This window comes from Nocardia sp. NPDC127579, from assembly GCF_042672005.1.
Taxonomy (GTDB): domain Bacteria; phylum Actinomycetota; class Actinomycetes; order Mycobacteriales; family Mycobacteriaceae; genus Nocardia.
This window is the reverse complement of sequence record NZ_JBHXVZ010000009.1, coordinates 176,981-201,709: the sequence shown is the minus strand read 5'-3', so window position 1 is coordinate 201,709 and position 24,729 is coordinate 176,981. Positions and strand designations below refer to the sequence as shown.

23 protein-coding genes are annotated in these 24,729 nt (G+C 68.7%); 11 read left to right on the top strand and 12 right to left on the bottom strand.

Annotated elements, in window-relative coordinates; translation table 11 throughout:
• The first annotated feature begins 27 nt into the window (after positions 1 to 27).
• On the top strand, positions 28 to 477 hold the full coding sequence (gene cynS / locus ACFVMC_RS27890; RefSeq protein ID WP_379215074.1) for a cyanase: 450 nt from the start codon (positions 28 to 30) through the stop codon (positions 475 to 477).
• Here the strand turns inward: cynS and ACFVMC_RS27885 are convergent, their stop codons facing one another.
• From ACFVMC_RS27885 to ACFVMC_RS27865, 5 genes are all read right to left on the bottom strand, one after another.
• On the bottom strand, positions 478 to 1,485 hold the full coding sequence (locus tag ACFVMC_RS27885; RefSeq protein WP_379215072.1) for an ABC transporter substrate-binding protein: 1,008 nt from the start codon (positions 1,483 to 1,485) through the stop codon (positions 478 to 480).
• Positions 1,446 to 2,309: an ABC transporter ATP-binding protein gene (locus ACFVMC_RS27880; protein WP_379215070.1), complete on the bottom strand. Its 864-nt coding sequence runs from the start codon at positions 2,307 to 2,309 to the stop codon at positions 1,446 to 1,448. Before ACFVMC_RS27880 ends, ACFVMC_RS27885 begins: the two co-directional genes overlap by 40 nt.
• A complete protein-coding gene (locus tag ACFVMC_RS27875) occupies positions 2,306 to 3,343 on the bottom strand; it encodes a FecCD family ABC transporter permease (protein WP_379215069.1) in 1,038 nt (345 codons plus the stop codon). The genes ACFVMC_RS27880 and ACFVMC_RS27875 overlap by 4 nt, the downstream gene beginning before the upstream one ends.
• Positions 3,340 to 4,359, bottom strand: a complete 1,020-nt coding sequence (locus tag ACFVMC_RS27870; protein WP_379215067.1) for a FecCD family ABC transporter permease — start codon at positions 4,357 to 4,359, stop codon at positions 3,340 to 3,342. Before ACFVMC_RS27870 ends, ACFVMC_RS27875 begins: the two co-directional genes overlap by 4 nt.
• A gap of 147 nt (positions 4,360 to 4,506) precedes the next feature.
• A complete protein-coding gene (locus tag ACFVMC_RS27865) occupies positions 4,507 to 5,220 on the bottom strand; it encodes a response regulator transcription factor (protein ID WP_379215065.1) in 714 nt (237 codons plus the stop codon).
• 196 nt (positions 5,221 to 5,416) lie between these two features.
• On the opposite strand from ACFVMC_RS27865, the gene ACFVMC_RS27860 reads away from it, so the two are divergent.
• Entirely contained in the window at positions 5,417 to 5,617 is a 201-nt protein-coding gene (locus ACFVMC_RS27860; protein ID WP_379215063.1) for a hypothetical protein, read from the top strand.
• On the opposite strand, the gene ehuA is transcribed toward ACFVMC_RS27860, so the two are convergent.
• From ehuA to ehuB, 4 genes are read right to left on the bottom strand one after another with little or no spacing between them, the layout of a single operon-like run.
• On the bottom strand, positions 5,614 to 6,381 hold the full coding sequence (gene ehuA, locus ACFVMC_RS27855) for an ectoine/hydroxyectoine ABC transporter ATP-binding protein EhuA (RefSeq protein ID WP_379215333.1): 768 nt from the start codon (positions 6,379 to 6,381) through the stop codon (positions 5,614 to 5,616). The two genes, ACFVMC_RS27860 and ehuA, sit on opposite strands and share 4 nt — an antisense overlap.
• Before the next feature lie 4 nt (positions 6,382 to 6,385).
• Positions 6,386 to 7,063 (bottom strand): ectoine/hydroxyectoine ABC transporter permease subunit EhuD, encoded by a 678-nt coding sequence (gene ehuD / locus ACFVMC_RS27850; protein WP_379215061.1) that lies wholly within the window; start codon positions 7,061 to 7,063, stop codon positions 6,386 to 6,388.
• Complete coding sequence (locus tag ACFVMC_RS27845; protein WP_379215059.1) at positions 7,063 to 7,779, bottom strand: amino acid ABC transporter permease; 717 nt, start codon at positions 7,777 to 7,779, stop codon at positions 7,063 to 7,065. Before ACFVMC_RS27845 ends, ehuD begins: the two co-directional genes overlap by 1 nt.
• Positions 7,780 to 7,788: 9 nt before the next feature.
• The gene (gene ehuB, locus ACFVMC_RS27840; protein ID WP_379215057.1) at positions 7,789 to 8,661 is read right to left on the bottom strand and encodes an ectoine/hydroxyectoine ABC transporter substrate-binding protein EhuB; all 873 of its coding nucleotides are present in this window, start codon (positions 8,659 to 8,661) and stop codon (positions 7,789 to 7,791) included.
• Positions 8,662 to 8,895: 234 nt separating this feature from the next.
• Between ehuB and ACFVMC_RS27835 the strand changes: the two genes are divergently transcribed.
• Positions 8,896 to 11,190 carry an esterase-like activity of phytase family protein gene (locus ACFVMC_RS27835; protein ID WP_379215331.1) on the top strand — a complete coding sequence of 765 codons (2,295 nt, stop codon included), beginning with the start codon at positions 8,896 to 8,898 and terminating at the stop codon, positions 11,188 to 11,190.
• A 57-nt stretch (positions 11,191 to 11,247) separates the two neighbouring features.
• On the opposite strand, the gene ACFVMC_RS27830 is transcribed toward ACFVMC_RS27835, so the two are convergent.
• Both ACFVMC_RS27830 and pucD read right to left on the bottom strand, forming a co-directional pair.
• Positions 11,248 to 11,811 carry an NTP transferase domain-containing protein gene (locus tag ACFVMC_RS27830; protein WP_379215056.1) on the bottom strand — a complete coding sequence of 188 codons (564 nt, stop codon included), beginning with the start codon at positions 11,809 to 11,811 and terminating at the stop codon, positions 11,248 to 11,250.
• Positions 11,805 to 14,123, bottom strand: a complete 2,319-nt coding sequence (gene pucD, locus ACFVMC_RS27825; RefSeq protein WP_379215055.1) for a xanthine dehydrogenase subunit D — start codon at positions 14,121 to 14,123, stop codon at positions 11,805 to 11,807. Before pucD ends, ACFVMC_RS27830 begins: the two co-directional genes overlap by 7 nt.
• 237 nt (positions 14,124 to 14,360) lie before the next feature.
• Here pucD and ACFVMC_RS27820 point away from each other — a divergent pair, with 237 nt between their 5' ends.
• Positions 14,361 to 15,371, top strand: coding sequence for a LacI family DNA-binding transcriptional regulator (locus ACFVMC_RS27820; protein ID WP_379215053.1), 1,011 nt, complete (start codon positions 14,361 to 14,363; stop codon positions 15,369 to 15,371).
• A 33-nt stretch (positions 15,372 to 15,404) separates the two neighbouring features.
• On the top strand, positions 15,405 to 16,127 hold the full coding sequence (locus tag ACFVMC_RS27815) for a GntR family transcriptional regulator (RefSeq protein ID WP_379215052.1): 723 nt from the start codon (positions 15,405 to 15,407) through the stop codon (positions 16,125 to 16,127).
• Between the two features lie 3 nt (positions 16,128 to 16,130).
• On the opposite strand, the gene ACFVMC_RS27810 is transcribed toward ACFVMC_RS27815, so the two are convergent.
• Positions 16,131 to 17,126: an amidohydrolase family protein gene (locus ACFVMC_RS27810; protein WP_379215051.1), complete on the bottom strand. Its 996-nt coding sequence runs from the start codon at positions 17,124 to 17,126 to the stop codon at positions 16,131 to 16,133.
• Positions 17,127 to 17,558: 432 nt separating this feature from the next.
• Between ACFVMC_RS27810 and ACFVMC_RS27805 the strand changes: the two genes are divergently transcribed.
• The 6 genes from ACFVMC_RS27805 to ACFVMC_RS27780 are packed head-to-tail and all read left to right on the top strand — an operon-like array spanning position 17,559 to position 24,728.
• On the top strand, positions 17,559 to 18,965 hold the full coding sequence (locus ACFVMC_RS27805; RefSeq protein WP_379215049.1) for an amidohydrolase family protein: 1,407 nt from the start codon (positions 17,559 to 17,561) through the stop codon (positions 18,963 to 18,965).
• 46 nt (positions 18,966 to 19,011) lie between these two features.
• On the top strand, positions 19,012 to 20,370 hold the full coding sequence (locus ACFVMC_RS27800; RefSeq protein WP_379215047.1) for a nucleobase:cation symporter-2 family protein: 1,359 nt from the start codon (positions 19,012 to 19,014) through the stop codon (positions 20,368 to 20,370).
• A gap of 6 nt (positions 20,371 to 20,376) precedes the next feature.
• Positions 20,377 to 21,699, top strand: coding sequence for a nucleobase:cation symporter-2 family protein (locus ACFVMC_RS27795; RefSeq protein WP_379215045.1), 1,323 nt, complete (start codon positions 20,377 to 20,379; stop codon positions 21,697 to 21,699).
• Between the two features lie 14 nt (positions 21,700 to 21,713).
• On the top strand, positions 21,714 to 22,340 hold the full coding sequence (locus ACFVMC_RS27790) for a UbiX family flavin prenyltransferase (protein ID WP_379215044.1): 627 nt from the start codon (positions 21,714 to 21,716) through the stop codon (positions 22,338 to 22,340).
• Positions 22,337 to 23,734, top strand: coding sequence for a UbiD family decarboxylase (locus ACFVMC_RS27785; protein WP_379215042.1), 1,398 nt, complete (start codon positions 22,337 to 22,339; stop codon positions 23,732 to 23,734). The genes ACFVMC_RS27790 and ACFVMC_RS27785 overlap by 4 nt, the downstream gene beginning before the upstream one ends.
• Positions 23,727 to 24,728, top strand: a complete 1,002-nt coding sequence (locus tag ACFVMC_RS27780; protein ID WP_379215040.1) for a CobW family GTP-binding protein — start codon at positions 23,727 to 23,729, stop codon at positions 24,726 to 24,728. The genes ACFVMC_RS27785 and ACFVMC_RS27780 overlap by 8 nt, the downstream gene beginning before the upstream one ends.
• The last annotated feature ends 1 nt before the right edge of the window (position 24,729 follow it).

Sequence of the window (24,729 nt, the reverse complement as noted above, 5' to 3'; positions counted from 1 at the left end):
GCTAATCGAGCTGGCAGCCTGGTGCTCATGATCCCCATCATGAGCAAGTCCGAGGCCGCGGAACTGGTGGTAGCGGCGCGCATTCGCGGCGGCAAGACCTGGGCGGAGCTGGCCACCGCCATCGACGCGCCACTCGTGTGGAGCACCGCGGCACTGCTGGGCCGGCACCCACTCACACCCGACCAGGCCGAAACCATCTGCGCCCTACTCGGTTTGGACACCGCCGTGGGCGAGGCGCTGCAACGCCAGCCGACCCGCGGCGCCGACCCGGAGGTGATGAGCGACCCGACGATCTACCGATTCGTCGAGGCCGTCAATGTCTACGGGCCGGCGCTGAAAGAACTCATCCACGAGGAGTTCGGGGACGGCATCATGAGCGCCATCAACTTCAACATCGATATCGCCCGCCGCCCCGACCCCGACGGTGATCGCGTGGTGATCACCTTCGACGGCAAATTCCTCGACTACCGCTGGTGACTATTTCGCGGCGGGTAGTTCCACGCCGGTGACGCGGGCGATGTCGGCGAACATGGCGCGGGCGGCCTGGATGCCGATACCCGACATCCAGACCTCGTCGTCGACCTCGAAGACCTTGTCGCCCTTGACCGCTCGCAGGTCACGCCAGACCGGGCCGCCGGTGACGGTCTTGCGTTCGGTCTTGTCCGGGTCGTCGATGGTGGCAACGAAGATCATGTCGGCGTCGGCCAGATCGATCTGCTCGGCGCTGATCTCCTTCATGATCTTGGCAGCCGGATCGGCGGCGACCTGGGAGGCGGGGCGGGGCAGGCCGATGTCGCCGAGCACCACGCCGCTGTAGGAATTGCTCATGTACAGGCGGGTCGGCCCGGCCAGGAAGCGGATCACCGAGGTCATCGGCAGCGCACCGTTGTACTTGGCCTTGATCGCCTCGCCCAGCGCGCGCGCCTGATCCTCGTAACTCTTCAGCGCCTGCGCTACCTGATCGTCCAAGCCGAGTGCCTTGCCGTGCACCAGCAGGTTCGCCTTCCACGGACCACCGGTGGTCTCGGTGAAGACGGTCGGCGCGATCCCGGAGAGCTTGTCGTAGATCTTGTCGTGGCGGACCTTCGAGGACAGGATCAGATCGGGCTTCAGCGAGGCGATCCGCTCCAGGTTCGGTTCCAGCAGCGGGCCCACATCGGTGATGCCCTCGGTCCGGTCACCGAGGTAGGCGGGGAAACCACCGCGGGTCTTGGTGTGCGGTACCACCGCGCCCACCGGCTTGATCCCGAGCAGGGTCGCCGAGTCGAGCTCGGCGGTGTCGAGCACCACCACCCGCTGCGGCACCTTCGGAATCCGCACCTGCCCCATCACCGTGTCCAAGGTGCGCGGGAAGCTCGCGGAGTCGGCCGCGGTGTTCACCGAACCCGTTGCGGCGGAGTCGCTTCCGCACGCGGCGAGCCCGGATACCGCGATGGTGGCCGCGATCAGCGCGGCGCCGAGCCGACGGAATCGTGCTGTGGGCATGACTGGTCCTCATCTCTTTCGGGGGTGGAAACGGATCGCCGCGCCCGGGGCACGACCAGCGGTGTCCCGGTCTCGGGATCGGGAATGACACGGGCGTCGACGCCGAACACGGTGCGCACCAGGTCCTCGTCGAGCACCTCGCCGGGCACACCCGCCGCCGCCAGCCGCCCGTCGTGCAGGACCACCAGGTGATCGGCGTAGCGGGCGGCCTGGCCCAGATCGTGTAGCACCATGATCACCGTGCGGCCCGCGTCGGCGTGCAGGTCGGCCACCAGATCCAGGACGTCGAGCTGATGGCGCAGGTCCAGGAACGTGGTCGGTTCGTCCAGCAGCAGCAGATCGGTCTCCTGCGCGAGCGCCACAGCGATCCAGGCACGTTGGCGCTGGCCGCCGGAGAGCCGATCGACCGGTTGATCGCGCAACGCGTCGGTTCCGGTGCGGCGCAAGGCAGTGTCGACCGCGGCCTGATCCTGCGCCGACCACGGACGCAGTAGCCGCTGATGCGGATAGCGGCCGAGCCGGACCAGCGCCTCCACGGTGATGGCGTCCGGTGTGATCGGTTGCTGCGGAAGCAGACCCAGCTTCAAAGCCAGATCGCGCGCCGCCAAACGGTGGATATCGGCGCCGTCGAGGGTGACGGCGCCGCCGGTGGGCCGCAGCAGGCGCGCCAAACCGCGCAGCAGCGTGGACTTTCCGCACGCATTCGGGCCGACGATGGCGGTCACCGCGCCGCCGGGCAGCGTGAGCGTCAAACCGTCGATGACGGCGCGGTCGCCGTAGTGCAGTCGAAGATCCCGCGCGGCAAGCTCGTTCGCGTTGGTCACACTGTCCTCCGAGAGGCCGGGCCGCCGTCACGCAGCAGCAGGATGAGCAGCCAGGGCGCGCCGATCGTCGCGGTGACCACGCCGACCGCCAGTCCGTGCACCGGCAGTAGATGCTGGGCGGTCAGATCGGCGCCGAGCAGCAGGGTGGCTCCGGCCAGTGCGGTGGCGACCAGCGTTGTACCCGTGGGTCTTCCGGCCAGCATCCGGATCAGATGCGGCACCGCCAGCGCCACGAAGGCGATCGGTCCGGCGATCGCGGCGGCCAGCGCCGCCAGCGCGGCCGCGGTCACCAGCAGACGCAGCCGGGCGGTGGTCACCGAAATACCCAGCGCGCCAGCGGATTCGTCACCCAGGTCCAGGACCGCCAGTTTGCGGTATTGGACGAAGAGCGCGACCAGTACCGCGAGGCCGGCCAGCGCCGCGCCGGTCACTTCGGGCCAGGTGCGGCCGTAGAGCGAACCGGCGGTCCACTGCATGGCCGATCCGGCGAGCTCCTGGGGAAACCGCACCACGATCAGGTTCACGGCGGCCGCCAAACCGGCCTGCACCGCGATGCCGACCAGGACCAGGCGGGTGACCACCATGCCGGACCAGCGCCCGAGCAGTGCGAGGGCCGCCGCGGCGAACAGTCCGCCGCCCAGCGCGCCCAGCGGCAGCAGCCGCTGACCCGCACCCGCGGCCAGGATCAGCACCGCGCCCAGCGACGCACCGCCGGTGATACCCATGACATCCGGTGAGGCCAGCGGATTGCGGAACAGGCGTTGCAGCACCGCGCCGGCGGTGGCCAGGCCCGCGCCCGCGACGAGGGCGGCGGCCAGGCGCGGTGCGCGGAATTCCTGGACGATGTACACCTCTCCCGGATCGCCGAAGCCGAGCGCGGCGCGCAGTGCGGTCCCGGCGGACATGCTCACCTCACCGGTGGTGAGCGCGATGACGCTGAATCCGGCCAGGGCGGCCAGGCAGAGCGCGGCGACCAGCCGGGCGCGACGGCGCTCGCGGGTCAGGGCGGTGGGTTTCGTCGCCAGCACGCTCATCCGCGGGCTCCCGCGCGGCGGGCCAGGATCGCCAGTAGCGGCGCGCCGAGCAGGGCGGTCACGATGCCGACCTCGACCTCGGAGGGCCGGGCGATGAGCCGTCCCGCGATATCCGCGGTGAGCAGCAGCAGTGGGCCGCCGATCAGGCAGCCGGGTACCAGGAGGCGATGGTCGTTGCCGACCAGCAGTCGCACCAGGTGCGGCGCCCCCAACCCGATGAAGGCGATGGGGCCCGCGACCGCGACCGCCGAACCGGCCAGCAGCACCGCCGCCAGCATGCCGGTGACCCGAATCCTGGTGACCGGCACGCCCAGTGCGTGCGCGGCCTCGTCGCCGAGCGCGAAAGTGTTGAGCGCGGGGGCGATCACGAGGCCGAGCACGGCGCCGAGCACCAGCGTCGGCAGCATCGGCAGCAGAACCTGGAGGTCACGCTGTGCGATCGATCCGGCCAGCCAGAATCTGGCCTCGTCCAAGGTGCGTTCGCTGAAGACCAGTACCGCCGTGGTCCACGACACCAGCACCAGTTGCAATACGGTCCCGCCCAGCACGAGCCGGACCGGGTCGATATCGCCGGAGCGCCGCCCGAGTACGAAGGTGAACAGCGCGGCCCCCGCGGCACCCACGAACGCGAACCACACATATTCCACCGGTTGATTCAGGCCGAACGCGTAGATGGCCGTCACCACCGCGAGACCCGCGCCGGCGTTGATGCCGAGCGTGGTCGGGGCCGCCAGCGGATTCCGGGTCACCCCCTGCACCACCGCTCCGGCCAGCCCGAGCGCCGCCCCCACCACGATCCCCACCAGCGTCCGCGGCATCCGCATACCGGTGACCACCAGCGCGTCCCGCCCGTCCCCCTGCCCCACCAGCGCCGCCACCACGGTCCCCACCGGCACCGACCGACTCCCCAGCGCCAAACTCAGCACCCCGACCAGCAGCAGAACAGCGAACCCGATCAGCAACAGCGGAACCCGCCGCCACCGCAGGCCAGAAGAGGAAGTGTCCACCGCAGTCACAGCCGAAGAGCTTAGGTTAGCCGTACCTAATTCTGTCAACTCGCTCGGATACTCCGCGGCTCGGACGAGTTGCCCACTCCGGTTCCCGCCGTGACGCCGGCACCACCCGGCCGCACACGCCGAACCGGTTCAGCCAGGCCGCGCCGGTCACGGATGCAGGTCGAGGCGATAGCCGAGCCCGCGCACGGTCACCACCAGACGCGGGGCGGAGGGGTCCTGTTCGATCTTGGTGCGCAGGCGGCGCATGTGGACGTCGACGATTCGGTGGTCGCCGAAGAAACCGCGGTCCCAGACGCGATCCAGCAGCACGTCCCGGCTGAAGACACGGCCGGGCGCTTCGGCCAGTTCGCACAGTAGACGAAATTCGGTGAGGGTCAGGTGAACCGGGTCCTCGCCGCGGCGAACCATGCCGCTCAGGCGTGAAAGTACCAGCGGTGGCCCGGATTTCGTATCGAGCACGAGATCGTCCGGGCCGGGGTCGCGTTCGTGCGCCAGGCGGGCGCGGCGGCGCAGGGCACGCAGCCGAGCCGTGATCTCCTTGATCTGAAAGGGTTTGGTGACGAAGTCGTCGGCGCCCGCCTCCAATGCCGCCACCACGTCATGGGTGTCGTCGCGGGCACTGACCACGACGATGGGCACGTGATGCTCGCGCCGGATCTCACGGATGCAGGTGAATCCGTCCATGGTGCCGAGCATCAGGTCGATGATGATCATGTCGGGCGCGCCGCGGCGACGCAGTCGATCCAGCGCGGCCTCGGTGGTCGGCGCCTCGGCGACGTCGTAACCCTCGTCCTCCATCGCCAGCCGCAACGCGCCACGCACCCGGTCGTCGTCCGCCACGATCAGCAGGCTCGCGCTCATCGACCATCCTCACCACACCCGACCCGGACCGCGCGCACCGTGCCGACGCGGCAGGAATGCAGAGTACCCAGGTCAGCGCCGCCGACGCGGCGGCCTGCCGATCGTCATCCAACCGCAAAGTAGCTGTGTACTTCTCCGCAAAGAACGCTCCCAATGATCTAGGAGTGCTCTGTGACGCCGACACGCCCCGGTCCCGGTGAGCGATCCCGAATCCGCCGTCGACGTTCGAATCAGCTTGCGCTTTCCCGAAGGCGGGGCCGTCGTCGAATACAGGTCCTCCGCCGCCGTCGCGCATCGGGTCGCCGAAGCCCTGCGCCGGCACGGCGTCATCGTCACCATCGACGACCAGGTGCGCCCCGGCCTGGCCGAGCTACCGACACACGATCTCTGGGACTAGCCCTCGCGATCGAGCACCGCGGACAGGAACTCCCGGGTGCGCGGCTCGACCGGGTCGGCGAAGAGCTGATCGGGCGGACCCTGTTCCAGCACCCGCCCGCCGTCGAGCACCACCACTCGATCGGAAACACCACGGGCGAAACGCATTTCGTGGGTCACACAGAGGAAGGTGAGATCGGTGCTTTCGGCGATATCGGCGAGCAGTTTCAGCACCCCGGTGACCAGTTCCGGATCCAGCGCCGAGGTCACCTCGTCGAGTAGCAGAATGTCGGGCTGCATGGCCAGTGCACGGGCGATCGCCACGCGCTGCTGCTGACCACCGGAGAGCTGTCCCGGCTTGGAGTTCGACTTGTCTTGCAGCCCCACCATTTCCAGCAGCTCCAGTGCCTTCACCTCGGCCTCCTCGCGGCCCTGCCCGAGACTGCGAATCGGGCCCTCGGTGATATTGCGCAGCACCGTCATGTGCGGAAACAGGTTGAACTGCTGGAACACCATGCCGATTCGGCGGCGCACCCGTCGCTGGTGTGCTTCGGGGGCGGGAATCAGCTTGTCCCCCTTGCGCACATGGGTCAGGCATTCGCCGCCGATGTCGATGGTGCCGGAGCTGACCTGCTCGAGCGTCATCACCAGGCGCAGGATGGTGGTCTTGCCGGATCCCGAGGGTCCGATCAGCGTCACGAATTCCCCTGGGGCCACCGAGAAGTCGAGCCCCTCGAGGCAGGGGGTATCGCCGTAGCGTTTGCCCACATCGTTGAACCGGATCATCGGTTCAGACAGCTCCGACACGGCTTTGCACCTTTCGAACCAGGATCGAACACGGGTAGCTCAGAGCGAAGAAGGTGAGACCGACGGCGAACCAGGCCTCCGGTCCCGCACCGCCGGAGCTGGCCGCATAGACGGTCTTGACCTGATACACCATGTCGAGCACCACGATGGAGGACAGCAGCGGCACCTCCTTGAGCATGGCGATGGTGTAGTTGCCCAGCGCCGGCAGCACCCGTGGAACTGCCTGCGGGAGAATCACATCGGTCCAGGTGCGGGTGCGGGGCAGGCTCAGCGCCCGGGCCGCTTCCCACTGGGTCGCCGGGACCGCGTCGATGCCGGCCCGGTAGACCTCGGCGGTGTAGCACGCGTAGTGCACGCCGAGCGCGGTCACGCCGACCACGAGCCGCTGCGCGTCCACCGACAGCCCGCCGAGCAACTCCGGCCGGACCAGCCAGTACAGCACGAAGATCTGCACCAGCAGCGGTGTGCTGCGCACGAATTCGATGAAGGCCCACAGCATCTGGTCGAGGACCGGGATCCGCATGGCGCGCAGCACCGCGAACAGCAGACCGAGCACATAGGCGACCAGCGAGCCCAATAGCGTGAACTGGATGGTGACCAGCAGCCCGTCCCAGATGAACGGGAAGGTCTCGAAGAACCGATCCCAGCGCCACTTCTCCATCAGATCACCGCCAATCGCCGGGTCCGGCTCGGCGCCTTACGCCCGACCCGGCGCGCAGCCAGCGCTTCGGCGAGCCGCATGAGGACTGTCACCACGACCGCGATCAGCAGGTAGCAGACCAGTTCGATGAGATAGATCAGCCCGAGTTCCCGGGAGAACGCGGGGACGGCGCGCAGTTCGTCGGTCTTCTTGAAGATCTCCGGCACCGCTATGAAGCTCAGCAGCGCGGTACTTTTCACCAACTGGATGAACAGGTTGTTGAACGAGGGCAGCATTTCCACCACGGCCTGCGGCAGCACCACGCGCCACATGCGTTGCAGCGGCGTGAGATTCAGCGCGACGGCGGCTTCCAGCTGCCCTTTCGGCACCGAACGCACGGCGCCGCGCACGATTTCGGCTCCGTAGGCGCCGTGGTTCAGGCCGAGTACCACGATGCCGATCAGCAGCAACCCCTGCGCGGTCGCGCCGAGCGCGATGCCCAGGAAGATCGGCACGGCCACCGCGAAGAAGAACAGCTGCACCACTTCCGAGCTGCCCCGGAAGCCCTCCACGTAGATCCGGGACAGAACCCGGACCCAGCGGCGGGGCGAGAGCATGGCCAGCCCGGCCGCGAAGGACAGCAGTACGGTCAGCGCGATGCCGCCGACGGTCGCCCACAGGGTGAAGGGCAACCCGGCGAGCATGCGCTCCAGGTAGATCGAGAAATTGTCGGACAAGGCGCTGGATCAGGCCTTGCAGTACTGCTCGGTGGTGAGCGCGGGCGCCGGTTCGTTCGCCGCGGTCAGACCGAACGGCTCGACCAGGCGCAGCCATTCGCCGCTGGCGTGCAGTGCGCGCAGCTCCCGGTTGAAGTCCGCACGGAATTCGTCGTCGCCGATCCGGAAGTTGAAGGTCCCCACATCGGGCCGCGAGCTGTACTGGAACGACTCGGTCACTTCGAGATTCGAGTTCGGGTTGTTCTTCACCAGCCAGGCGGCGGTGACATCGAGGATGGCCGCACCGTAGACGTCGCCGTTGCTGACCGCACGCAGGATATCGTCCTGCTTGGCCATCGGCTCCACCAGATTGCCCGGCACGCCGGACTTTTCGGCGTAGCCGTTCTCGACCGCGCCGCCCAGGGTCGCGACCCGCACATTGGCCTTCGGGATATCCTCGAATCGCTTGATGTTCTGCGGGTTTCCCTTGGGCACCAGGAAGGCCGAGCCGACCTGATAGTCGGGAACGGCGAAGGCGGAGCTCTCGCAGCGCTTGGGATTGATGAACATGCCCGCGGCCACGAACGCGTAGTTCTGCGCCCGCACGCCGTCGATCAGTCCGTCGAAGTCGGTGACCACGCCTTCGACTTCGTCGATGCCGAGCTTCTTCAGCACTGCCCGGGCGACGGTGGGCGCGTACCCGGTGAGCTCGCCCTTCTCGTCGAGGAAGGCCCACGGCGCCTCGTTGGCGAAGCCGACCTTGATCTTGCCGGAGGACTTGGCGTCCGCGTAGGTGACGGCGGCGCCGGTCTCCCCGCCCAGCCCGCATCCCGACACCGCCAGCGCGAGCACCGCGGCCAAGGCCCCCAGCCGCATCCGTGAGCTCAACTTACCGATTCGCATTCGATCATCTCCGACGACGGCATCAAGATGGGCTCCCCCACCACGGCACGAGTCGCTAAAGGTTCCCAGGAGAACTTTGCGATCTACGCCACAATCTCTTTGCGGTCCGATGACGATCGAGGCGCGTCACGAAGTTCATCCCTGCGCAACCTCGCGGTTGCCCGCCTCGGCAACGATCTCCGGATTCCCCGTCCGCGGGGACTGAGTGTGTTCGAGGAGTTTGGGTTGACCAGGATGAACAAAAGGCGATCAACCGCGACGGTGCTGGCGGTGGCGATGCTCGCCGCCGCGTGTGGCACCGACGACGAGCCGGGCGGGCCGGCGGCCGCACCCGGCTGGGAGCGGGACGCGGCGAACAGCTATCACCGGCTGGCCACCTATCCGGTCTTCCAGAATCGCCCCGAGGGCGTCGCCGCGGAGACGGCCACCTCCGCGGAAATCTCGGCCGTCACCCCCGACGGCAAGACCCTGATCTATACCGACGCCGCCGGTAAACGGATCGGATTCGTCGATCTCGGCGATCCCGCGCATCCCAAGGGCGCGGGCACGCTGTCGCTGGCGCAGCTCGGGCACGCCGACGACCAGCCGACCTCGGTGACCGTGGCCGGTGCGTACGTCCTGGTGGTCGTCGACAGCAGCGGCGGCAATTTCGCGCAGCCGTCCGGGCGGGTGGATGTGGTCCGGATCAGTGACCGCGCCAAGGTGCACAGCATCGACCTCGGCGGTCAGCCGGATTCGATCGCCCTCAGCCACGACGGCGCGCGCGTGGCCATCGCCATGGAGAACCAGCGCGACGAGGAATTCACCCCGGCGGGCGGCGCGAAGGGTGACCTGCCGCAGCCGCCGACCGGGTTCCTTCAGCTCATCGATCTGACCGGCGCGCCGCAGCAGTGGACGCCGCGCCCGGTGCGCATCGACGAATCCGCCGCGCGCGCCGCCGGTTTGGCCGCGCCCGAGGACCTCGAGCCCGAGTACGTGAGCTTCAATGCGCGCGGTGAGCTGGCCGTCACCCTCCAGGAGAACAACGGCATCGCGATCATCGACGCCGCGGCCGCGACCGTGCGGACGGTGTTCTCCGCCGGGAAGGTCTCGGTCGCCGATATCGACAGCAAGAAAGACGGGCTGATCGATCCGACCGGTTCGGTGCGCGATACGCCGCGCGAACCCGATGCGATCGCCTGGATCGGTGACGATCACGTCGCGACCGCCAACGAGGGCGACTGGAAGGGCGGCAGCCGCGGCTGGAGCGTCTTCGACGCGAAGACCGGCGCGGTGGTCTGGGACGCCGGCAACACCTTCGAGCACCTGGCCATGCGGACCGGCCTGTTCAACGAGAAGCGTGCCGGTGCCAAGGGCGCCGAGCCGGAGGGTATCGCGGTCACCGAGCTGAACGGCGCCCCGGTCGCGCTGGTCGGCTCCGAGCGCGGCAATTTCGTTGCCGTCTACGATGTTTCGGATCCGCGCAAGCCGGTGTTCCGGCAGATCCTGGCGACCAATGCCGGGCCGGAGGGCATCGTGCCGATCCCGTCCCGCAATCTGCTCGCCGTCTCCTCGGAGCAGGACGACGCGGAAGCCGGTGTGCGCGGCGCGATTACGGTGTTCGGCTTCGGCGCCGACTACGCCGGGCAGGGTGACCCGATGTTCCCGTCGATCGTGTCCGCCGACGCGGGCCGGGCGCCGATCGGCTGGGGTGCGCTGGGTGCGCTCACCGCCGACCCCGCCGCCGCGGATCGGCTGTACACGGCCACCGATATCGCCTACGGCCCGGCCCGCGTGCTGGGCCTCGATGTTTCGCTGGTTCCGGCCGTCATCGACACGCAGTTGCCGATCACCGAGGGCGGCAAGCCGGTGAGCCTGGATATCGAGGGGCTGGCCGCCCGCCGCGACGGCGGGTTCTACCTCGCGGTGGAGGGCGAGGACGGCCCGGGCAACGCGATCGTGCGGGTCGCCCGCGACGGCGCGATCGAGCAGCGGATCCCGCTGCCCGCCGAGATCGCCGCCGGGCTCGGCAAGCAGGGCCTCGAGGGCATCTCGGTCCAGGGCTCCGGTGCCGAGGAAACCGTGTGGGTCGTCTTGCAGCGCGAGCTGAAGTCGGATCCCAAGGGTGTCGTCCGGATCGGCAGGTATCTGCCGAAGTCCGGCGAATGGCAGTGGTACGGCTACCAATTGGACACCACCGCGACCAAGGGCGATTGGATCGGCGTCTCGGAGATCACCGTCGACGGCGATTCCCTGCTCGTGCTCGAGCGTGACAAGCTCAACGGTCCCGCCGCCGCGCTGAAGGTGGTGAACCGGGTCGCGCTGCCGACCACACCTGGCGTGACCGGCACCGCACAGCCGGTCGTTTTGCCCAAGGCCCGAGTACACGATCTGCTCCCCGCGCTGCGCGCCACCAACGGCTGGGTACAGGAGAAAGTGGAAGGTCTGGCGGTGGCGGGTAACGGCGAGTTGTTCGCCGTCACCGACAACGACGGCCTCGACGACGCCACCGGCGAAACGGTGCTGCTGCGTTTGGGCGCGGCCCACTAGTCACACCGGAATGAGGGGGAGCGGCGGCGGGCCCGATGGGTCCGCCGCCGCTCGGACTCACACCCGGTGATCGTGGTCGAATCCGGTTGCCAGATCGCCACATTCGATGAGCGCGGTGTCGGCACGCCCGTTCAGATACCGGCGACCGCCGCGATCGCCAGCGGCGACGGCACTCATCGGCAGCCAGTGCGCGCGCGCGGCGACGACGGGATGTCCTGGGGCGCCGTCGAATACGGCGCGGACCAGCCCGCTCGGGGCAGTCCGGCCAACGGTGAGCACGCGGTCGACCACGTCGGCTCCGACATCCGGGGTGTCCACCGGCATGATCACCGCGTACTCGGCGCCGGTCGGCCACGCGGCGGCCAGGCCGGACCGCAGTGCGGCGCTGACGCCCCGCCCCCAGTCCGGCGCCCAGATCTGGCGAGCCGACGCGGGCAAGCCGAGCGGTAGCGGCGCGGGACCGGTTGCACCGAGCACCACCAGGACCGATGCGCAACTCTCCAGTGCTGCAACGGCTTTACACACCCACGCGCCGTTCTCGGCGAGCGCCTTGGGGTATCCGTACCGCGTGCCCGCCCCGGCCGCGAGCACGATGCCGATCGAGTCCGCCGCGCTCAGCACATCGTGACGGGACGCAGGGCGATATCGTCGGGCCGGACCGGAGCGCGCGGCAGGTCCAGACCGGTGGCGGCCCGCAGCGCGTTGAGAATGGCCGGCGTGGAGGACAGCGTGGGCGGTTCGCCGACACCGTTGAGTCCGTAGGGCGAATCGGGATGGGGGAATTCGAACATGCTGATCGGCATCGGCGGAACGTCGAGAATGGTGGGAATCAGGTAATCGGTGAACGAGGGGTTGCGCACCCTGCCCTGTGCGTCGACGACGATCTCCTCCATCAGCGCCAAGCCCAGCCCCTGCGCGCTGCCGCCTTCGATCTGCCCCTGTACCGCAAGGGGATTCATCGCCTTGCCGACGTCCTGGGCCACCGCGAGTTCGACCACGCGTACCAAGCCGAGTTCCACGTCGACGTCGACCACCGCGCGATGGGCGCAGAACGCGAAAGCGATATGCGCGTTGCCCTGGCCGCGTTCGGGATCGATGCCCTCGGTCGGCCGGTGATGATATTCGTGTACAGCCGACAGCGTTTCGTCGCCTAACAGGTCGGCCAGCGTGAGCACCGTCGTGCCGGTGGCGGCGTCGGCGATCGTCCCGTCCTGCAGCGCGAGGCCGGACACCGCACGGCCGGTGGCCCGCTCGGCGCGAGCCAGCAGTTCGCGTGCCAGCTCGCGGCTGGCGCCCTGGACCGCGCCGCTGGACATCCAGGTCATCCGGGAGGCCGACGCCGAACCGGCGTCGCCGATCCGCGTATCGGCCGGGAGCACCACCACCTGGGCGACGCCGAGTTCGGTGGTAGCGATCTGTGACTGCACGGTCGTGATCCCCTGCCCGCATTCCGCGGCGGCTGTGTGAATCGACACGACGGGCTCGCCACCCGCGATCGAGAGGGTGACCCGCGCGGTCGAGATGTCGTCCACCCCGCCCGAGTAACCGATCGCCTTGACGCCGACCGCGTAGCCGATACCGCGGCGAATCCCCTCGCCGCGTGTCGTATTGCCGACGCCACCGGGCCGGGTACGCGGATCGTGGGCCGAGGCGGCCGCGGGCAGCGGCCGCTGCCGCAGGGCCTCGAGCAGTTCGCGCACCGGGGCGGGGCCGTCCACCGCCTGACCAGTGGGCAGGATGGTGCCGGTGGTCATGGCGTTCTTCAGGCGCAGTGCCAGCGGGTCCATCCCGAGTTCGCGCGCGAGCCGATCCATATTCGACTCACAGCCGTAGGCCGACTGCACCGCGCCGAATCCGCGCATCGCGCCGCACGGCGGATTGTTGCTGAAGACGACCAGGCCATCGATCTCCGCGTGCGGCACCGCGTAGGCGCCGGCGACGAAATACGACGCGTTCGCGATGACCACAGGCGAGGTCGAGGTGTACGCGCCGCCGTCGAACAATAGGCGCGCCTTCACATAGACGAGCTTCCCGTCGCGGGTCGCGCCGTGTTCGAACCGCATCCGTGCGGGGTGCCGATGCACATGCCCGAAGAAGGATTCGTGCCGGTTGTACATCATCTTCACCGGTCGGCCCAGACGCAGCGCCAGCATGCAGGCGTGCACATGGACCGAAAGATCCTCGCGGCCGCCGAAAGCGCCGCCCACGCCGGCCATCGTCAAGCGGACCCGCTCGACCGGCAGGGCCAGGCACGGCGCGATCTGCTCGAGGTCTTTGTGCAGCCACTGCGAGGAGACGTAGAGCTCCACTCCCCCATCCGGCGCGGGGACCGCGAGGCCGGATTCGGGTCCGAGGAAGGCCGGGTCCTGCATGCCCAGTTCGTAGTCACCGACGACCACGACCTCGGCGGCCGCGCGGGCGCGCTCCATATCGCCGTGCCGGATCTTGACGTGCCGCACCAGATTCGAGTCCTGGTGCAGTACCCGGGCCGCCGGGTCGAGGGCAAGCTCGGGATCGGTGACCGGCTCGATCGCCTCGTAGTCGACCACGACGAGTTCGGCTGCCCGGCGCGCGATCTCGGGATCGTCCGCGGCTACCAGCGCTACCGGTTCGCCCTGGTAGCGCACCTCGTCGATGGCCAGCACGGGCTGATCGGCGACCTTCATGCCGTAGGTCTTCACGCCCGGGACGTCCGCGTGGGTCAGGACCGCGTGCACGCCCGCGAGCGCCAGCGCGCGGCTGGTGTCGATCGCCCGGATCCGCGCCGCCGCATGCGGGCTGCGCACGGTGGTCCCCCACACCATGCCGTCGATCCACAGGTCCGAGGAGTAGGCGAACTCGCCGGTGACCTTGAGCGTGCCGTCGGGGCGCAGCGCACTGCTGCCGACGCCCTTGCCCTCCCGGGTCCGCGCGCCGGAGACCAGGGTGCTCATCGCGCCCTCCCGCCGGAGGTCACGAGTCGACAGGTATCGGGCGCTCTGCGCATGGGATATCTCCTTGGAACTACGGCGTTTTCGACACACGCCGGTGACTGATCGAGGCCGCCGGTCCTTTCCCACACGCTCGCCGCCGAATACCGCGGCCGTCGGCATATCCCCGACCGGAACCCTGCCGACTCTACACGTGTAGATACCCTCCTGTCAGCGATTCCCACCCCGTAATCTGGCCTCGTGCAACGCGTTACCCGCAACGATGTCGCCCGCCGCGCGGGCACCTCACCGGCCGTGGTGAGCTACGTGATCAACAACGGCCCGCGTCCGGTCGCCGCCGCGACCCGCGATCGGGTGCTCGCGGCCATCGCCGAACTCGACTACCGGCCGAATCTGGTGGCACGGGCCCTGCGGTCGACGAGCAGCAACACCATCGGACTCGTCGTGCCGGACAGCAGCGAAGGCTTCTTCACCGAACTCGTGCGCGGCATCGAGCGGGCCGCCTTCGACGAGGGTTCGCTCGTGCTGCTGGGCAATTCGGGTCATTCGCCGGAGCGGGAGCTACGCTACGCGCGCACCCTGGCCGGTTTCCAGGTCTGCGGCCTGCTGCTGGTACGCGCCGAGGTGGCCGAAACTCACACGGCGAATGCCGATTTCGGCGTCCCCGTGATCTATGTGAACAACAGGGCCCCCCGCGCCGCACAGGCGACCTCGGTGACCCTGGCCGACCGGACCGGCGGGCGCCTGGCGGCCGAACACCTGCTGGCGCACTCGTATCGGCGCATCGGCTGTCTTACCGGCCTCGCCCACTCCGGCCCGGTAGCGGAGCGGGCGCGCGGCTGGACGACGGCGATGCGGCGCGCGGGCCGCGATGTCTCGGCCGTGCGGCGCACGGGCCTGGACCGAGCCACCGCACGCGTGCAGGTCCGGGAGTGGCTGCGCGAACCCCAGCGCCCGGATGCCGTCTTCGCCGCCGCCGACGGCCTGGCCCTGGATGTGCTTGCGGCGGCGCAGGAATCGGGCCTGCGCGTGCCCGAGGACCTGGCCGTGATCGGGTTCGGCGCGACCCGGCCCGCGGCGCACAGCTGGCCGCCGCTCACCACAGTGGGCTGTTCTTTCGACGACTTCGGTCGTGCGGCGGTCGAGACGCTGCGCGCGGCGCGGGCCGCAGTCGAGCTTCCGCCCGACCGCACGCTCGCGGTCGAATTGATCCGTCGGCGCAGCTGCGGATGCCCCGAAGATTGCATGTAATATGGCGAGGCCACTACGAGGAGGGGCCCCGCGATGTCCGAGTCGCCCGTACTGCAGAGCATTTCGCCCGGCGACCTGCTCACCGACCGCACCTACGAGGCACTGAAGACCGCGATCCTACGCAATCAGCTGGCCCCCGGCACCCCGCTCAGCGTCCCCGAACTCGCCAGACAGCTCAATGTCAGCCGCACGCCGGTGCGCGAGGCGGTGCAGCGGCTGATCTACGAGGGCCTGGCCGATCACGTCTCCCGGCGCGGCGCCGAGGTGAGCCTGGTCGACATCGACGACCTGCGGGAACTGTATGTGGTGCGGGAAATGCTGGAGGGGTTGGCCGCACGCCTGGCGACCGAGCGCCTGGACGGCGTCGGCCTGGCCGCGCTGCGAGAGGTGCTCGCCGAGCACGAGCGGGTGCTCCGCGACGGCACCGATCAGGCAGCGCATGTCGAGCTGGATATCCGCTTCCACCGCACGCTGCGTGACATCGCCGCCAACCCCCATCTCACGGCGACGCTGGAACCCATTGCCGGACGGTCGCACCTGGCCTTGCATTCGCTGTGGCGCAGCCCGGACGCGCCGCGCTTCGCGCTGGATGAACACATCGATATCGTCGAAGCGATGGCCGCGGGCGATCCGGAGTTCGCCGAAACCGTGGCGCGGCGGCACATTTCGCGATTGCGAGTGCGGCTGTCGCAGGCCACGACCCGGGAGCCCCAGGGGCGGACGAGACTTCGCGCGCCCCTGGGCTCCCCACGCTGAGCGTTACCGCGCCGCGTTCGCCGCGGCTTCCTCGGCCCAGGCCGAGGGCGTGTAGCCGCTGTAGTGATCGGCGTGCGAGTTCGTCGCCGATGCCTGCGGGATCTCGCCGCGCAGATAGGCTTTCGCCTCGGCCTCGTCCTTCGGCGGCGGGGTGGGCGCCAGCCCGAGCAGCTTGGCCATGTTGTTGCCCAGGTAGCCCTCGAGGTCGTCCTCGGACAGGTCGAGCCCCTGCGGCGGCTTGTGGCACAGCACCTCGAGCTCGCGCGCCCACATGCCGGGCTCGTTCGGCGGCGAGTCGGTGCCGAACACCATCTTGCTCTTCTTCATCTCCTTCGCGAATTCCACGATGCGCGACTGGAGCAGCCAGCCGGACTCACCGATGACATTCGTCGAGTCCTGGATCATCCAGAACGCCTCGAAGCAGTAGACGCCGCCGGTTTGAATGCCGAAGTGGCCCAGGATGAAATTCACCCCGGGAAATTCCCGGATGATCGGATAGAACTGGGTGGGGATGGAGTACGGGCCGTCGCCGGTGTGGATCAGCACGGTCACGCCCAGTTCGTCGCAGACGCGCAGCGCCGGGCGCAGCCAGTCCAGCGCCCGGTCGGGGCGGTAGGAGTGCATATTGGCGTGCAGTTTCATCATCTTGTAGCCGTGTTCCTGCACGTGGAACGCCAGTTCGGCGGCGCCGTTCTCCGGGCCGAAGCGCGGGTTGTAGATGAAGTTGCCGACGAAGCGGTCCGGGTACTTCTGCACCAGCGAGGTGACGTAGGCCTGATAGTCGCGAATGCCTTCGCGGCCCGGCCGATTCCCTTCCCGCCAGGCGGTGTTGCCCGGCGGCGGCATGATGCAGCTGACGTCGACCCGGCGCGGTTTGCCGTTGATCCAGAATGGACCGTCCATCATCTCCAAGGTGCGTTCGCCGGTGAACGGTTCACCGGTGTGCCGCCAGGCCTCGTCGACGAGATCGGTCGGATGGACGTGCGTATCGATGATCATTGCGAATCTCCTTGATCCGGCCGGGATGAGATCCCCGGCCGCGATTCACGCACCTACGGGCCGCGGGTTGCACCGCGGCGGGCCGGCCCGACCACCGGCTCGATGGCACCGAGTGGACCACAGCCCGCCATCGGTGTCAACGGATTGCATGTAATTACAAGATCATTGGATCTTCGGTTGCCCCTGTTCAGTGGGCAATTCGCGACGAGTGAATCCGGCAATGCCGTACGAACAAGTATTGACAAGGGTCGTGGCCGCCCGTTTACATGTACCCGTGACCACGACATGTGCGCCAGGTCACATCGCCGGTGACCTCCCGCTTCCGGGTTAAACCGTTCGGCACCCGCCAGGCCTCGGCCTGGCCGGGGGAGATATCTCCCCTCACGCCAACGGATTTGGGCGGCGATGCCGTCCGGGAAGGCAGCGGCGGCCATGACACCCCCCTCCCCTCAGCACTGCGATCTGCTCCTCACCGGCGGGACGGTACTCACCGTCGACGACGCCCGCACCGTGCATCAACCGGGCGCGGTCGCCATTACCGGCACGCGCATCGTCGCGGTCGGACCGGCCGCCGAATTCACCGACTGGCAGGCGGATACGGTCATCGACTGCACCGGCCGGGCCGTGCTGCCCGGCTTCGTCGACGGCCACAACCACCTGTATCAGGCCCTGGCCCGGGGGCTGGGCGAAGGCATGTCGATCGTGCCGTGGCTGTGCGAGTTCATGTGGCCCTACTCCATCGCCATGACCCATGAGGGCGCCATGGCCGCCGCGCGACTCGGCGCGGTCGAGGCGCTGCGGACGGGCACCACCACCGTCATCGACAATCATTACGCCCCGAGCGATCTGGTCACCACACTGGCCGTAGCGGACGTGATCGAGCGGGCGGGCCTGCGCGGCGTGGTCGCACGCGGCGTGATCGGCGAGCGCACCGAGATCGCCGCTCGCCGTGGCCAACCCGAAGGACTCTTCCGCTTCACCGCCGCCGACGAAATCGCCATGACCAGGGACGCGCTCCAGCATCGCCCGCGCGGATCCAAGGTCGAAATCTGGCCCGCACCACTGAATCTCACCTACGTGGACCAGAAACTGGTACGCGCCTGCGTCGAACTCGCGAACGAGTACGACACCAAATGGCACACCCACTGCTGCGAGAGCGCCAAGGATCCGCTCGGCTATCTCGACGCCTACGGCGTGCGGCCGGTCCAGTGGCTGGCCAAGGAAGGACTGCTCGATCACCGCGCCACCCTGGCCCACGCCATCTGGCTGGACGACGCCGAGATCGAGCAGGTCGGCGCGGCGGGCGCGGGGGTCGCGCACAACCCCTCCTCGAACGCCTACCTCGCGTCCGGCACCGTGCGGCTGCGGGAACTGCGCGAGAGCGGCGCGGCGGTGTCGCTGGGCAGTGACGGCCCGAGCTGCGGGCACCGCCAGGACCTGTTCGAGGCCATGAAACTCGCGGTATACGCGCAGCGACTGTCGACCCTGGACCCGACCAGCTGCCGCGCCGAGGACGCGCTCGAGCTGGCCACCCGCGAGGGCGCCCGCTACGCCGGTATCGACGCCGGTGTGCTCGAGCCCGGCCGCCTGGCCGATCTCATCGTCGTCGACCTGGGTCGTCCGCACCTGCGTCCCGTACACCGTGCGGTGAGTTCGCTGGTCTACGCGGCGCGAGGTTCGGATGTCGAGATCACCATCGTCGACGGGCAGATCGTCTACCGCGACGGCGAGTGCCTGTCCATCGACGCCGATGCTGCCGTCGCGGAGTCCGAATACCAAGCCGAACAACTGATTTCACGCGCGGGCATGTCCGGTCTCCGGACGCCGTGGGCGCGCTGACCCGTAATACCGCACGGCCCGGTCCGGCCCGCTCCAGGAGTTAGCAATGAAGATATTCACCCGCCCGCGCGGCCGGTCCGCGACACCGAGAGACCCCGTAGACACCATTCCGCCACTGCGCCACCTGATCCCGCTCGGCCTACAGCACGTGATCGTCGCCTACTCCGGGATGGTCACGCTGCCGCTGGTGATCGGCCTCGGCATCGGCCTGTCCCCCGCGCAGATCACCACGCTGGTCACCGCGAACGTCTTCGTCAGCGGCCTGGCCACACTGCTCCAGACGCTCGGCATTCTCAATATCGGTGTGCGACTACCCATTGTCATGGGGTCCACGTTCACCGGCATCACCCCGGCCATCATCGTCGGCACGGAGTCCGGGCTACCCGCCGTGTTCGGCGCGACCATCGTGGTCGGGTTGATCACCTGGCTGATCGCCCCGTGGTTCGCGCAGCTGGCCAGGTACTTCCCGCCGATCGTGACCGGCACGACCATCGCGATCATCGGGTTCTCGCTGCTGCCCAAAACCGCCACCATGATCGCCGGTTCCGCGTCGGCGCCCGATCACGGCGCACCGAAACGCCTGCTGCTCGCCGCCGTCACCATCGTGCTCGTGGTGGTGCTGGAGCGGGTGATGCGCCCGTCCATCGGCCGGTTCGCCATTCTCATCGCCCTGGTCGCCGGGACGCTGGCGGCCTGGCCGCTCGGGCTGACCGACTTCGGCGCGGTCGGTACCGCACCGGTATTCGGTGTGGTGCAGCCGTTTTCGTTCGGCGCACCGACCTTCCTGCTGGCCGCGATCCTGCCGATGCTGATCGTGCAGGTGGTCAACATGGTCGAGTCCACCGGTGACACCCTGGCCGTCGGCCAGGTGGTCGGCCGTGAGGTCGGTCCGGGTGATATCGCCCGTGCGCTGCGCGCCGACGGTGTCGGTACCGCGCTCGCCGGACTGTTCAGCAGCTTCCCGTTCGTCACCTTCGGCGGCAACGTCGGCCTGGTCAGCATCACCCGGGTGATGAGCCGGTACGTGGTGGCCACCGCGGGCGCGATCCTGGTGCTCATCGGCCTGATGCCCAAGCTCGGCGCGGTCGTCGCCTCGCTGCCCGGGCCGGTACTCGGCGGGATCGGCGTCGTCATGTTCGGCACCCTCGGCGCGATCGGCATCAAACTGATGCTGGGCGCGGATTTCAGCCGCCCGCGCAACCATCTCGTCGTCGCCATCGCCTTCGGTTTCGGCCTGATCCCGGTGGGTTCACCGGACTTCTACGATCAGCTGCCCGGTCCGATGCAGACCGTGCTGTCCAGCGGCATCGCGGCCGGCGGCATCGCCGCCTTCCTGCTCAATCTGCTGCTCAACGGCGTCGACAAACCCGCTGTCGCACAGCCCGATCCGCAGGCTGCGAGCTGAATCGCCATGACAGACAAGGAAATCGACCCCGTCGTCCAGTCGGCCGTCGACACCCGCCCGAGCGCCGCACGGACCGTACTGCTGGGCCTACAGCACACGCTCGTCATGTACGCGGGTGTCGTGGTGGTGCCCATCGTGTTCGGCGCCGCGATCGGGTTGTCCGAGGCGCAGCTGGCCGAGCTGGTCAGCATCGATCTGATCCTCGCGGGCATCGGCACCCTGCTCCAGGCCCTGGGTCTGTGGAAGTTCGGCATCCGCATGCCGCTGGTGGTCGGCGCGGCCTCCAGCGGTGTGGTGCCGATGGTGCTGGTGGGCCAAAGTCAGGGCCTGGCAACGGTATACGGCTCGCTACTGGTCGCCGGGGTGATCTGGATCCTGGTCGCGCCGTACTTCAGCATGCTGCTGCGGCTGTTCCCGGAAGTGGTGACCGGCACGGTGATCGCGCTGATCGGACTGACCCTGATCCCGGTGGGCGTCCGGCTGATCGCGGGCTCCGATCCGAACGCCGCCGGTTACGGCCGGCTGAGCCACATCGCGCTGGCCGCCGGAACCATCGCGCTGATGGTGCTCTTCCGACGGCTGTTCACCGGATTCCTCGGCCAGCTCTCGATTCTCGCCGCCCTGGTGACCGGGGCGATCGTCGGCTGGTCGACCGGGATCGGCAGTCTGGCGCAGGTCGGCGGCGGCCCGCTGGTCGGCATGATGCGGCCGTTCCACTTCGGCGCCTTGCAATTCCACGTCCCGTCGATCCTGCTGTTCCTGGTCATCGTGTTCGTGATGATGGTCGAGGGCGCGGGCCAAGGCCTGGCCGTCGGCCAAGTGGTGGGCAAGTCGGTGGGCCCGGACGAGATCACCCGGCTGCTGCGGGTGGACGGCCTGATGACGGCGCTGAGCGGCGTCTGCAACGGCTTCGTCTACACCACGTTCGGCCAGAACATCGGGCTGATCAAGCTGACCGGCGTACGCAGCCGGATGCCGGTGGCCGCAGGCGGGGTGATCCTGCTCGTGCTCGGCTTCGTGCAACCGGTCGGCCGGGTGGCCGCGGCCATTCCGGAACCGGTGGTCGGGGCGGCCGCGCTGGTCACCTTCGGCGCGCTGGCCGTCGCCGGGATCCAGATCCTGGCCCGGGTCGACTTCGATCGTTCCAGCAATCTCATGATCGTCATGCTGTCGCTGGGCGTCGGGCTGATCCCCGCCTACGCCCCGCGCTTCTACCACCAGCTGCCCACCTTCGCCGAGATGTTCTTCAAGAGCGGCGTCGCCACCGGCACCATGCTGGCCCTCGTGCTGAACGTGGTGTTCCACGAGCTCCGCAAGTCGCCTCGATAAGCAGAAAGTCCCTCATGTCATACGAATTCGACGACGGCGCGCGCCCCCGGCTGATCATCGGCATCACCGGCGCCAGCGCACCGCATCTAGCCCTGCATCTGCTCACGGCCCTCGCGCAATCGGGAACGGTCGAAACCCATCTGATCGTGTCGCGGGCGGCGCACCGCACCCTCGAACTCGAGGCGGGCCTGCGGGCCGACGATCTCGCCGGGCTCGCCGATGTCCACCATCAGCGCGGCGATATCGCGGCGAGTATCGCCTCCGGTTCCTTCCGCACCCTGGGCATGGTGGTGGTCCCATGCTCGATGAAGACGCTGGCCGCGATCGCCCACGGCTATTCCGACGACCTGATCGCGCGGGCCGCCGACGTCTGCCTCAAGGAGCGGCGGCGGCTGGTGCTGGTCACCCGGGAAACCCCGCTGAGCCTGGTGCACCTGCGCAATATGACCGCGGTGACCGAGGCGGGCGCGGTCGTGCTGCCGCCGATGCCCGCGTTCTATCAGCAGCCGACCTGCATCGACGATCTGCTCGCGCACCTGAGCGGAAAGATCCTCGACCAGTTCGGAATCGACCACGAACTGTCACCGCGCTGGCAGGGACCGGATTCGGTCCGTCAGCTGACCGGAGGTCCGGCCCGATGACCGATCCCGCCAGCACCCAGGATCCGCACGCCTTCGTCGAGCAGTACCTGGCGGCGCATCCCGAGGACGTGCTCACCGTCGGCGAGGTGGTCCCGGCCGATCAGGGCGTGACCGGGCTGATCTACGAACTCGCCGCCCGCGGCCGCGACGAGATGCTGGTGTGCCGCAAGGTCGACGGCCTCGAGGTCCCGGTGGTGAGCAATGTCTTCGCCTCCCGGCGGCGGATCGCCCGGCTGCTCGGCACCGACCCGGGCGGGCTGCACGAGGCGTTCGCGGCCCGGGCGGCCCAGCCGCTGCCACCGCGCCGGGTGGCGACCGGTCCGATCCTCGATATCGTCCGGACCGGCGCGGACGTCGACCTGGCGACGGTGCCGATGCTGCGGCACTTCGCCTCCGATCGCGCGCCCTACATCACCAGCGGCATCATCGTCGCGCAGGACCCGGACACCGGGGTCGGCAATCTGAGCTATCACCGTTCGATGGCGCACTCGCGCACCGCGCTGGCGACCAGCCTGCATTCGCGCGGTGACCTGTGGCGCATGCTCGGAAAATACGCCGAGCGGGGTGAGCCCATGCCGGTGGCCATGGTGCTCGGCGGGCATCCGCTGTTCATGCTCGCCGCCTCGGCGCGGGTCGGCTACGAGGTGGACGAGCGGGCGATCGCGGGCGGCCTGCTGGGGGAACCGCTGGAGGTGGTGCCGACGCCGCGCTACGGCATCGGCGTTCCGGCCTGGTCGGACTTCGTGCTGGAGGGCACGATCGATCCTGCCGAGCGGGTCGAGGAGGGGCCCTTCGGCGAATTCTCCGGCTACTCCTCGAATCGGTCCACCAACAATCTCTTCCAGGTCACCGCCGTCATGCGGCGAGCGCGGCCGATACTGTTCGACGTCGAGGGCGGCAATACCGCCGAGCATCTCAATCTCGCTCGGATTCCGCGCGAGTCGGAGATGGCGGAGAAGCTCAAGTCGCGGTTCCCGGATGTCACCGCCGTGCACTACCCCACCTCCGGAACGCACTTCCACTGCTATGTGGCGCTGCGGCAACGTCGTCCGGGACAGGCCAGGCAGGTGATGCTCGGCCTGCTCGGCTGGGATCCGTACGTCAAGACCGTCGTCGCGGTGGACAGCGATATCGATCTCACCGACGATTCCGCCGTGCTGTGGGCGCTGGCCACCCACTTCCAGCCGCACCGCGACATCCTGACCGTCGACGGCCTGCCGGGTTCGCCGCTGGATCCATCCTCGACCAGCGACGGCACCACCTCGCGCATGGGCCTGGACGCGACCCGCGGCCCGGACTTCGAAGGCAAGCGCATCGAGATCACCCCGGACGCCCTGGCTCACGCTCGCACGATTCTGAATTCCCTTACGTCAACAGGAGATACGCATGTCTGACAGCGGCAAGATCCCGGTGACCGTCCTGACCGGATTCCTCGGTTCGGGCAAGACGACACTGGTCAATCACATCTTGACGGCCAATCACGGCCACCGAATCGCGGTGATCGAGAACGAGTTCGGCGAGATCCCGATCGACAACGATCTGGTGCTCAACGCGGACGAGAAGATCATCGAGATGAGCAACGGCTGCTGCCTGTGCTGTACCGCGCGCACCGATCTGATCGAGATCCTGCGCTCGCTGCTCGAACGCAGTGATCGCTTCGATCGCGTGCTGATCGAGACCAGCGGGCTCGCCGATCCGAATCCGGTCGCGCAGACCTTCTTCGTCGACGAGGAGATCGCCGCGCACTTCGCGCTCGACGCCATCGTGACACTGGTCGACGCCAAGCACGTGCGCGCCCATCTCGCCGAGGTCGGTGGCGACGGCGTGGCGCACCAGGTGGTCGACCAGATCGCGTTCGCGGACCGGATCGTCGTCAACAAGGTCGATCTGGTCGACGGCGAGACCGTGCGCGAGGTGACCGCGGCGGTGCGGGCGATCAACGCGACCGCGGACATCCTCACCTCCCGGTTCGCGGCGATCGATCTCGGCGCGGTGCTCGGCATCGGCGCGTTCGACCTGGCGCGCACCATGGCGGGCGACCCGCACTGGCTCGACGAGGACGAGCACAGCCACGATCCGAGTCTCACCTCGGTCGGGATCACACTCGACGGCGACGTCGATCCGGCTGCGCTCGAGTCCTGGCTCACCGCGCATCTGGCCGAGCACGGCCCGGAGGTGTTCCGGCTCAAAGGTGTCCTCGCGGTCGCCGGCGACGCTCGGCGCTTCGTCCTGCAAGGCATACACAGCATGTTCGAGATCCGACCGTCCGCGCCGTGGCCGGACGCGGAGCGCCCCGGCAAGGTGGTGTTCATCGGCCGCGACCTCGATCGCGACCAGCTCACCGACGGCCTGCGGTCCTGCCTCGCCCTGCCCGCGGCGGTGCGCTGAC

Excerpts from the sequence above, each read along its gene's own strand:
- cynS (WP_379215074.1), top strand. The coding sequence starts at position 28 with ATGATCCCCATCATGAGCAAGTCCGAGGCCGCGGAACTGGTGGTAGCG.
- ACFVMC_RS27885 (WP_379215072.1), bottom strand. The coding sequence starts at position 1,485 with ATGCCCACAGCACGATTCCGTCGGCTCGGCGCCGCGCTGATCGCGGCC.
- ACFVMC_RS27875 (WP_379215069.1), bottom strand. The coding sequence starts at position 3,343 with ATGAGCGTGCTGGCGACGAAACCCACCGCCCTGACCCGCGAGCGCCGT.
- ACFVMC_RS27865 (WP_379215065.1), bottom strand. The coding sequence starts at position 5,220 with ATGAGCGCGAGCCTGCTGATCGTGGCGGACGACGACCGGGTGCGTGGC.
- ehuA (WP_379215333.1), bottom strand. The coding sequence starts at position 6,381 with ATGATCCGGTTCAACGATGTGGGCAAACGCTACGGCGATACCCCCTGC.
- ehuD (WP_379215061.1), bottom strand. The coding sequence starts at position 7,063 with ATGGAGAAGTGGCGCTGGGATCGGTTCTTCGAGACCTTCCCGTTCATC.
- ehuB (WP_379215057.1), bottom strand. The coding sequence starts at position 8,661 with ATGCGAATCGGTAAGTTGAGCTCACGGATGCGGCTGGGGGCCTTGGCC.
- ACFVMC_RS27835 (WP_379215331.1), top strand. The coding sequence starts at position 8,896 with ATGAACAAAAGGCGATCAACCGCGACGGTGCTGGCGGTGGCGATGCTC.
- pucD (WP_379215055.1), bottom strand. The coding sequence starts at position 14,123 with ATGAGCACCCTGGTCTCCGGCGCGCGGACCCGGGAGGGCAAGGGCGTC.
- ACFVMC_RS27815 (WP_379215052.1), top strand. The coding sequence starts at position 15,405 with ATGTCCGAGTCGCCCGTACTGCAGAGCATTTCGCCCGGCGACCTGCTC.
- ACFVMC_RS27810 (WP_379215051.1), bottom strand. The coding sequence starts at position 17,126 with ATGATCATCGATACGCACGTCCATCCGACCGATCTCGTCGACGAGGCC.
- ACFVMC_RS27805 (WP_379215049.1), top strand. The coding sequence starts at position 17,559 with ATGACACCCCCCTCCCCTCAGCACTGCGATCTGCTCCTCACCGGCGGG.
- ACFVMC_RS27800 (WP_379215047.1), top strand. The coding sequence starts at position 19,012 with ATGAAGATATTCACCCGCCCGCGCGGCCGGTCCGCGACACCGAGAGAC.
- ACFVMC_RS27795 (WP_379215045.1), top strand. The coding sequence starts at position 20,377 with ATGACAGACAAGGAAATCGACCCCGTCGTCCAGTCGGCCGTCGACACC.
- ACFVMC_RS27790 (WP_379215044.1), top strand. The coding sequence starts at position 21,714 with ATGTCATACGAATTCGACGACGGCGCGCGCCCCCGGCTGATCATCGGC.
- ACFVMC_RS27785 (WP_379215042.1), top strand. The coding sequence starts at position 22,337 with ATGACCGATCCCGCCAGCACCCAGGATCCGCACGCCTTCGTCGAGCAG.
- ACFVMC_RS27780 (WP_379215040.1), top strand. The coding sequence starts at position 23,727 with ATGTCTGACAGCGGCAAGATCCCGGTGACCGTCCTGACCGGATTCCTC.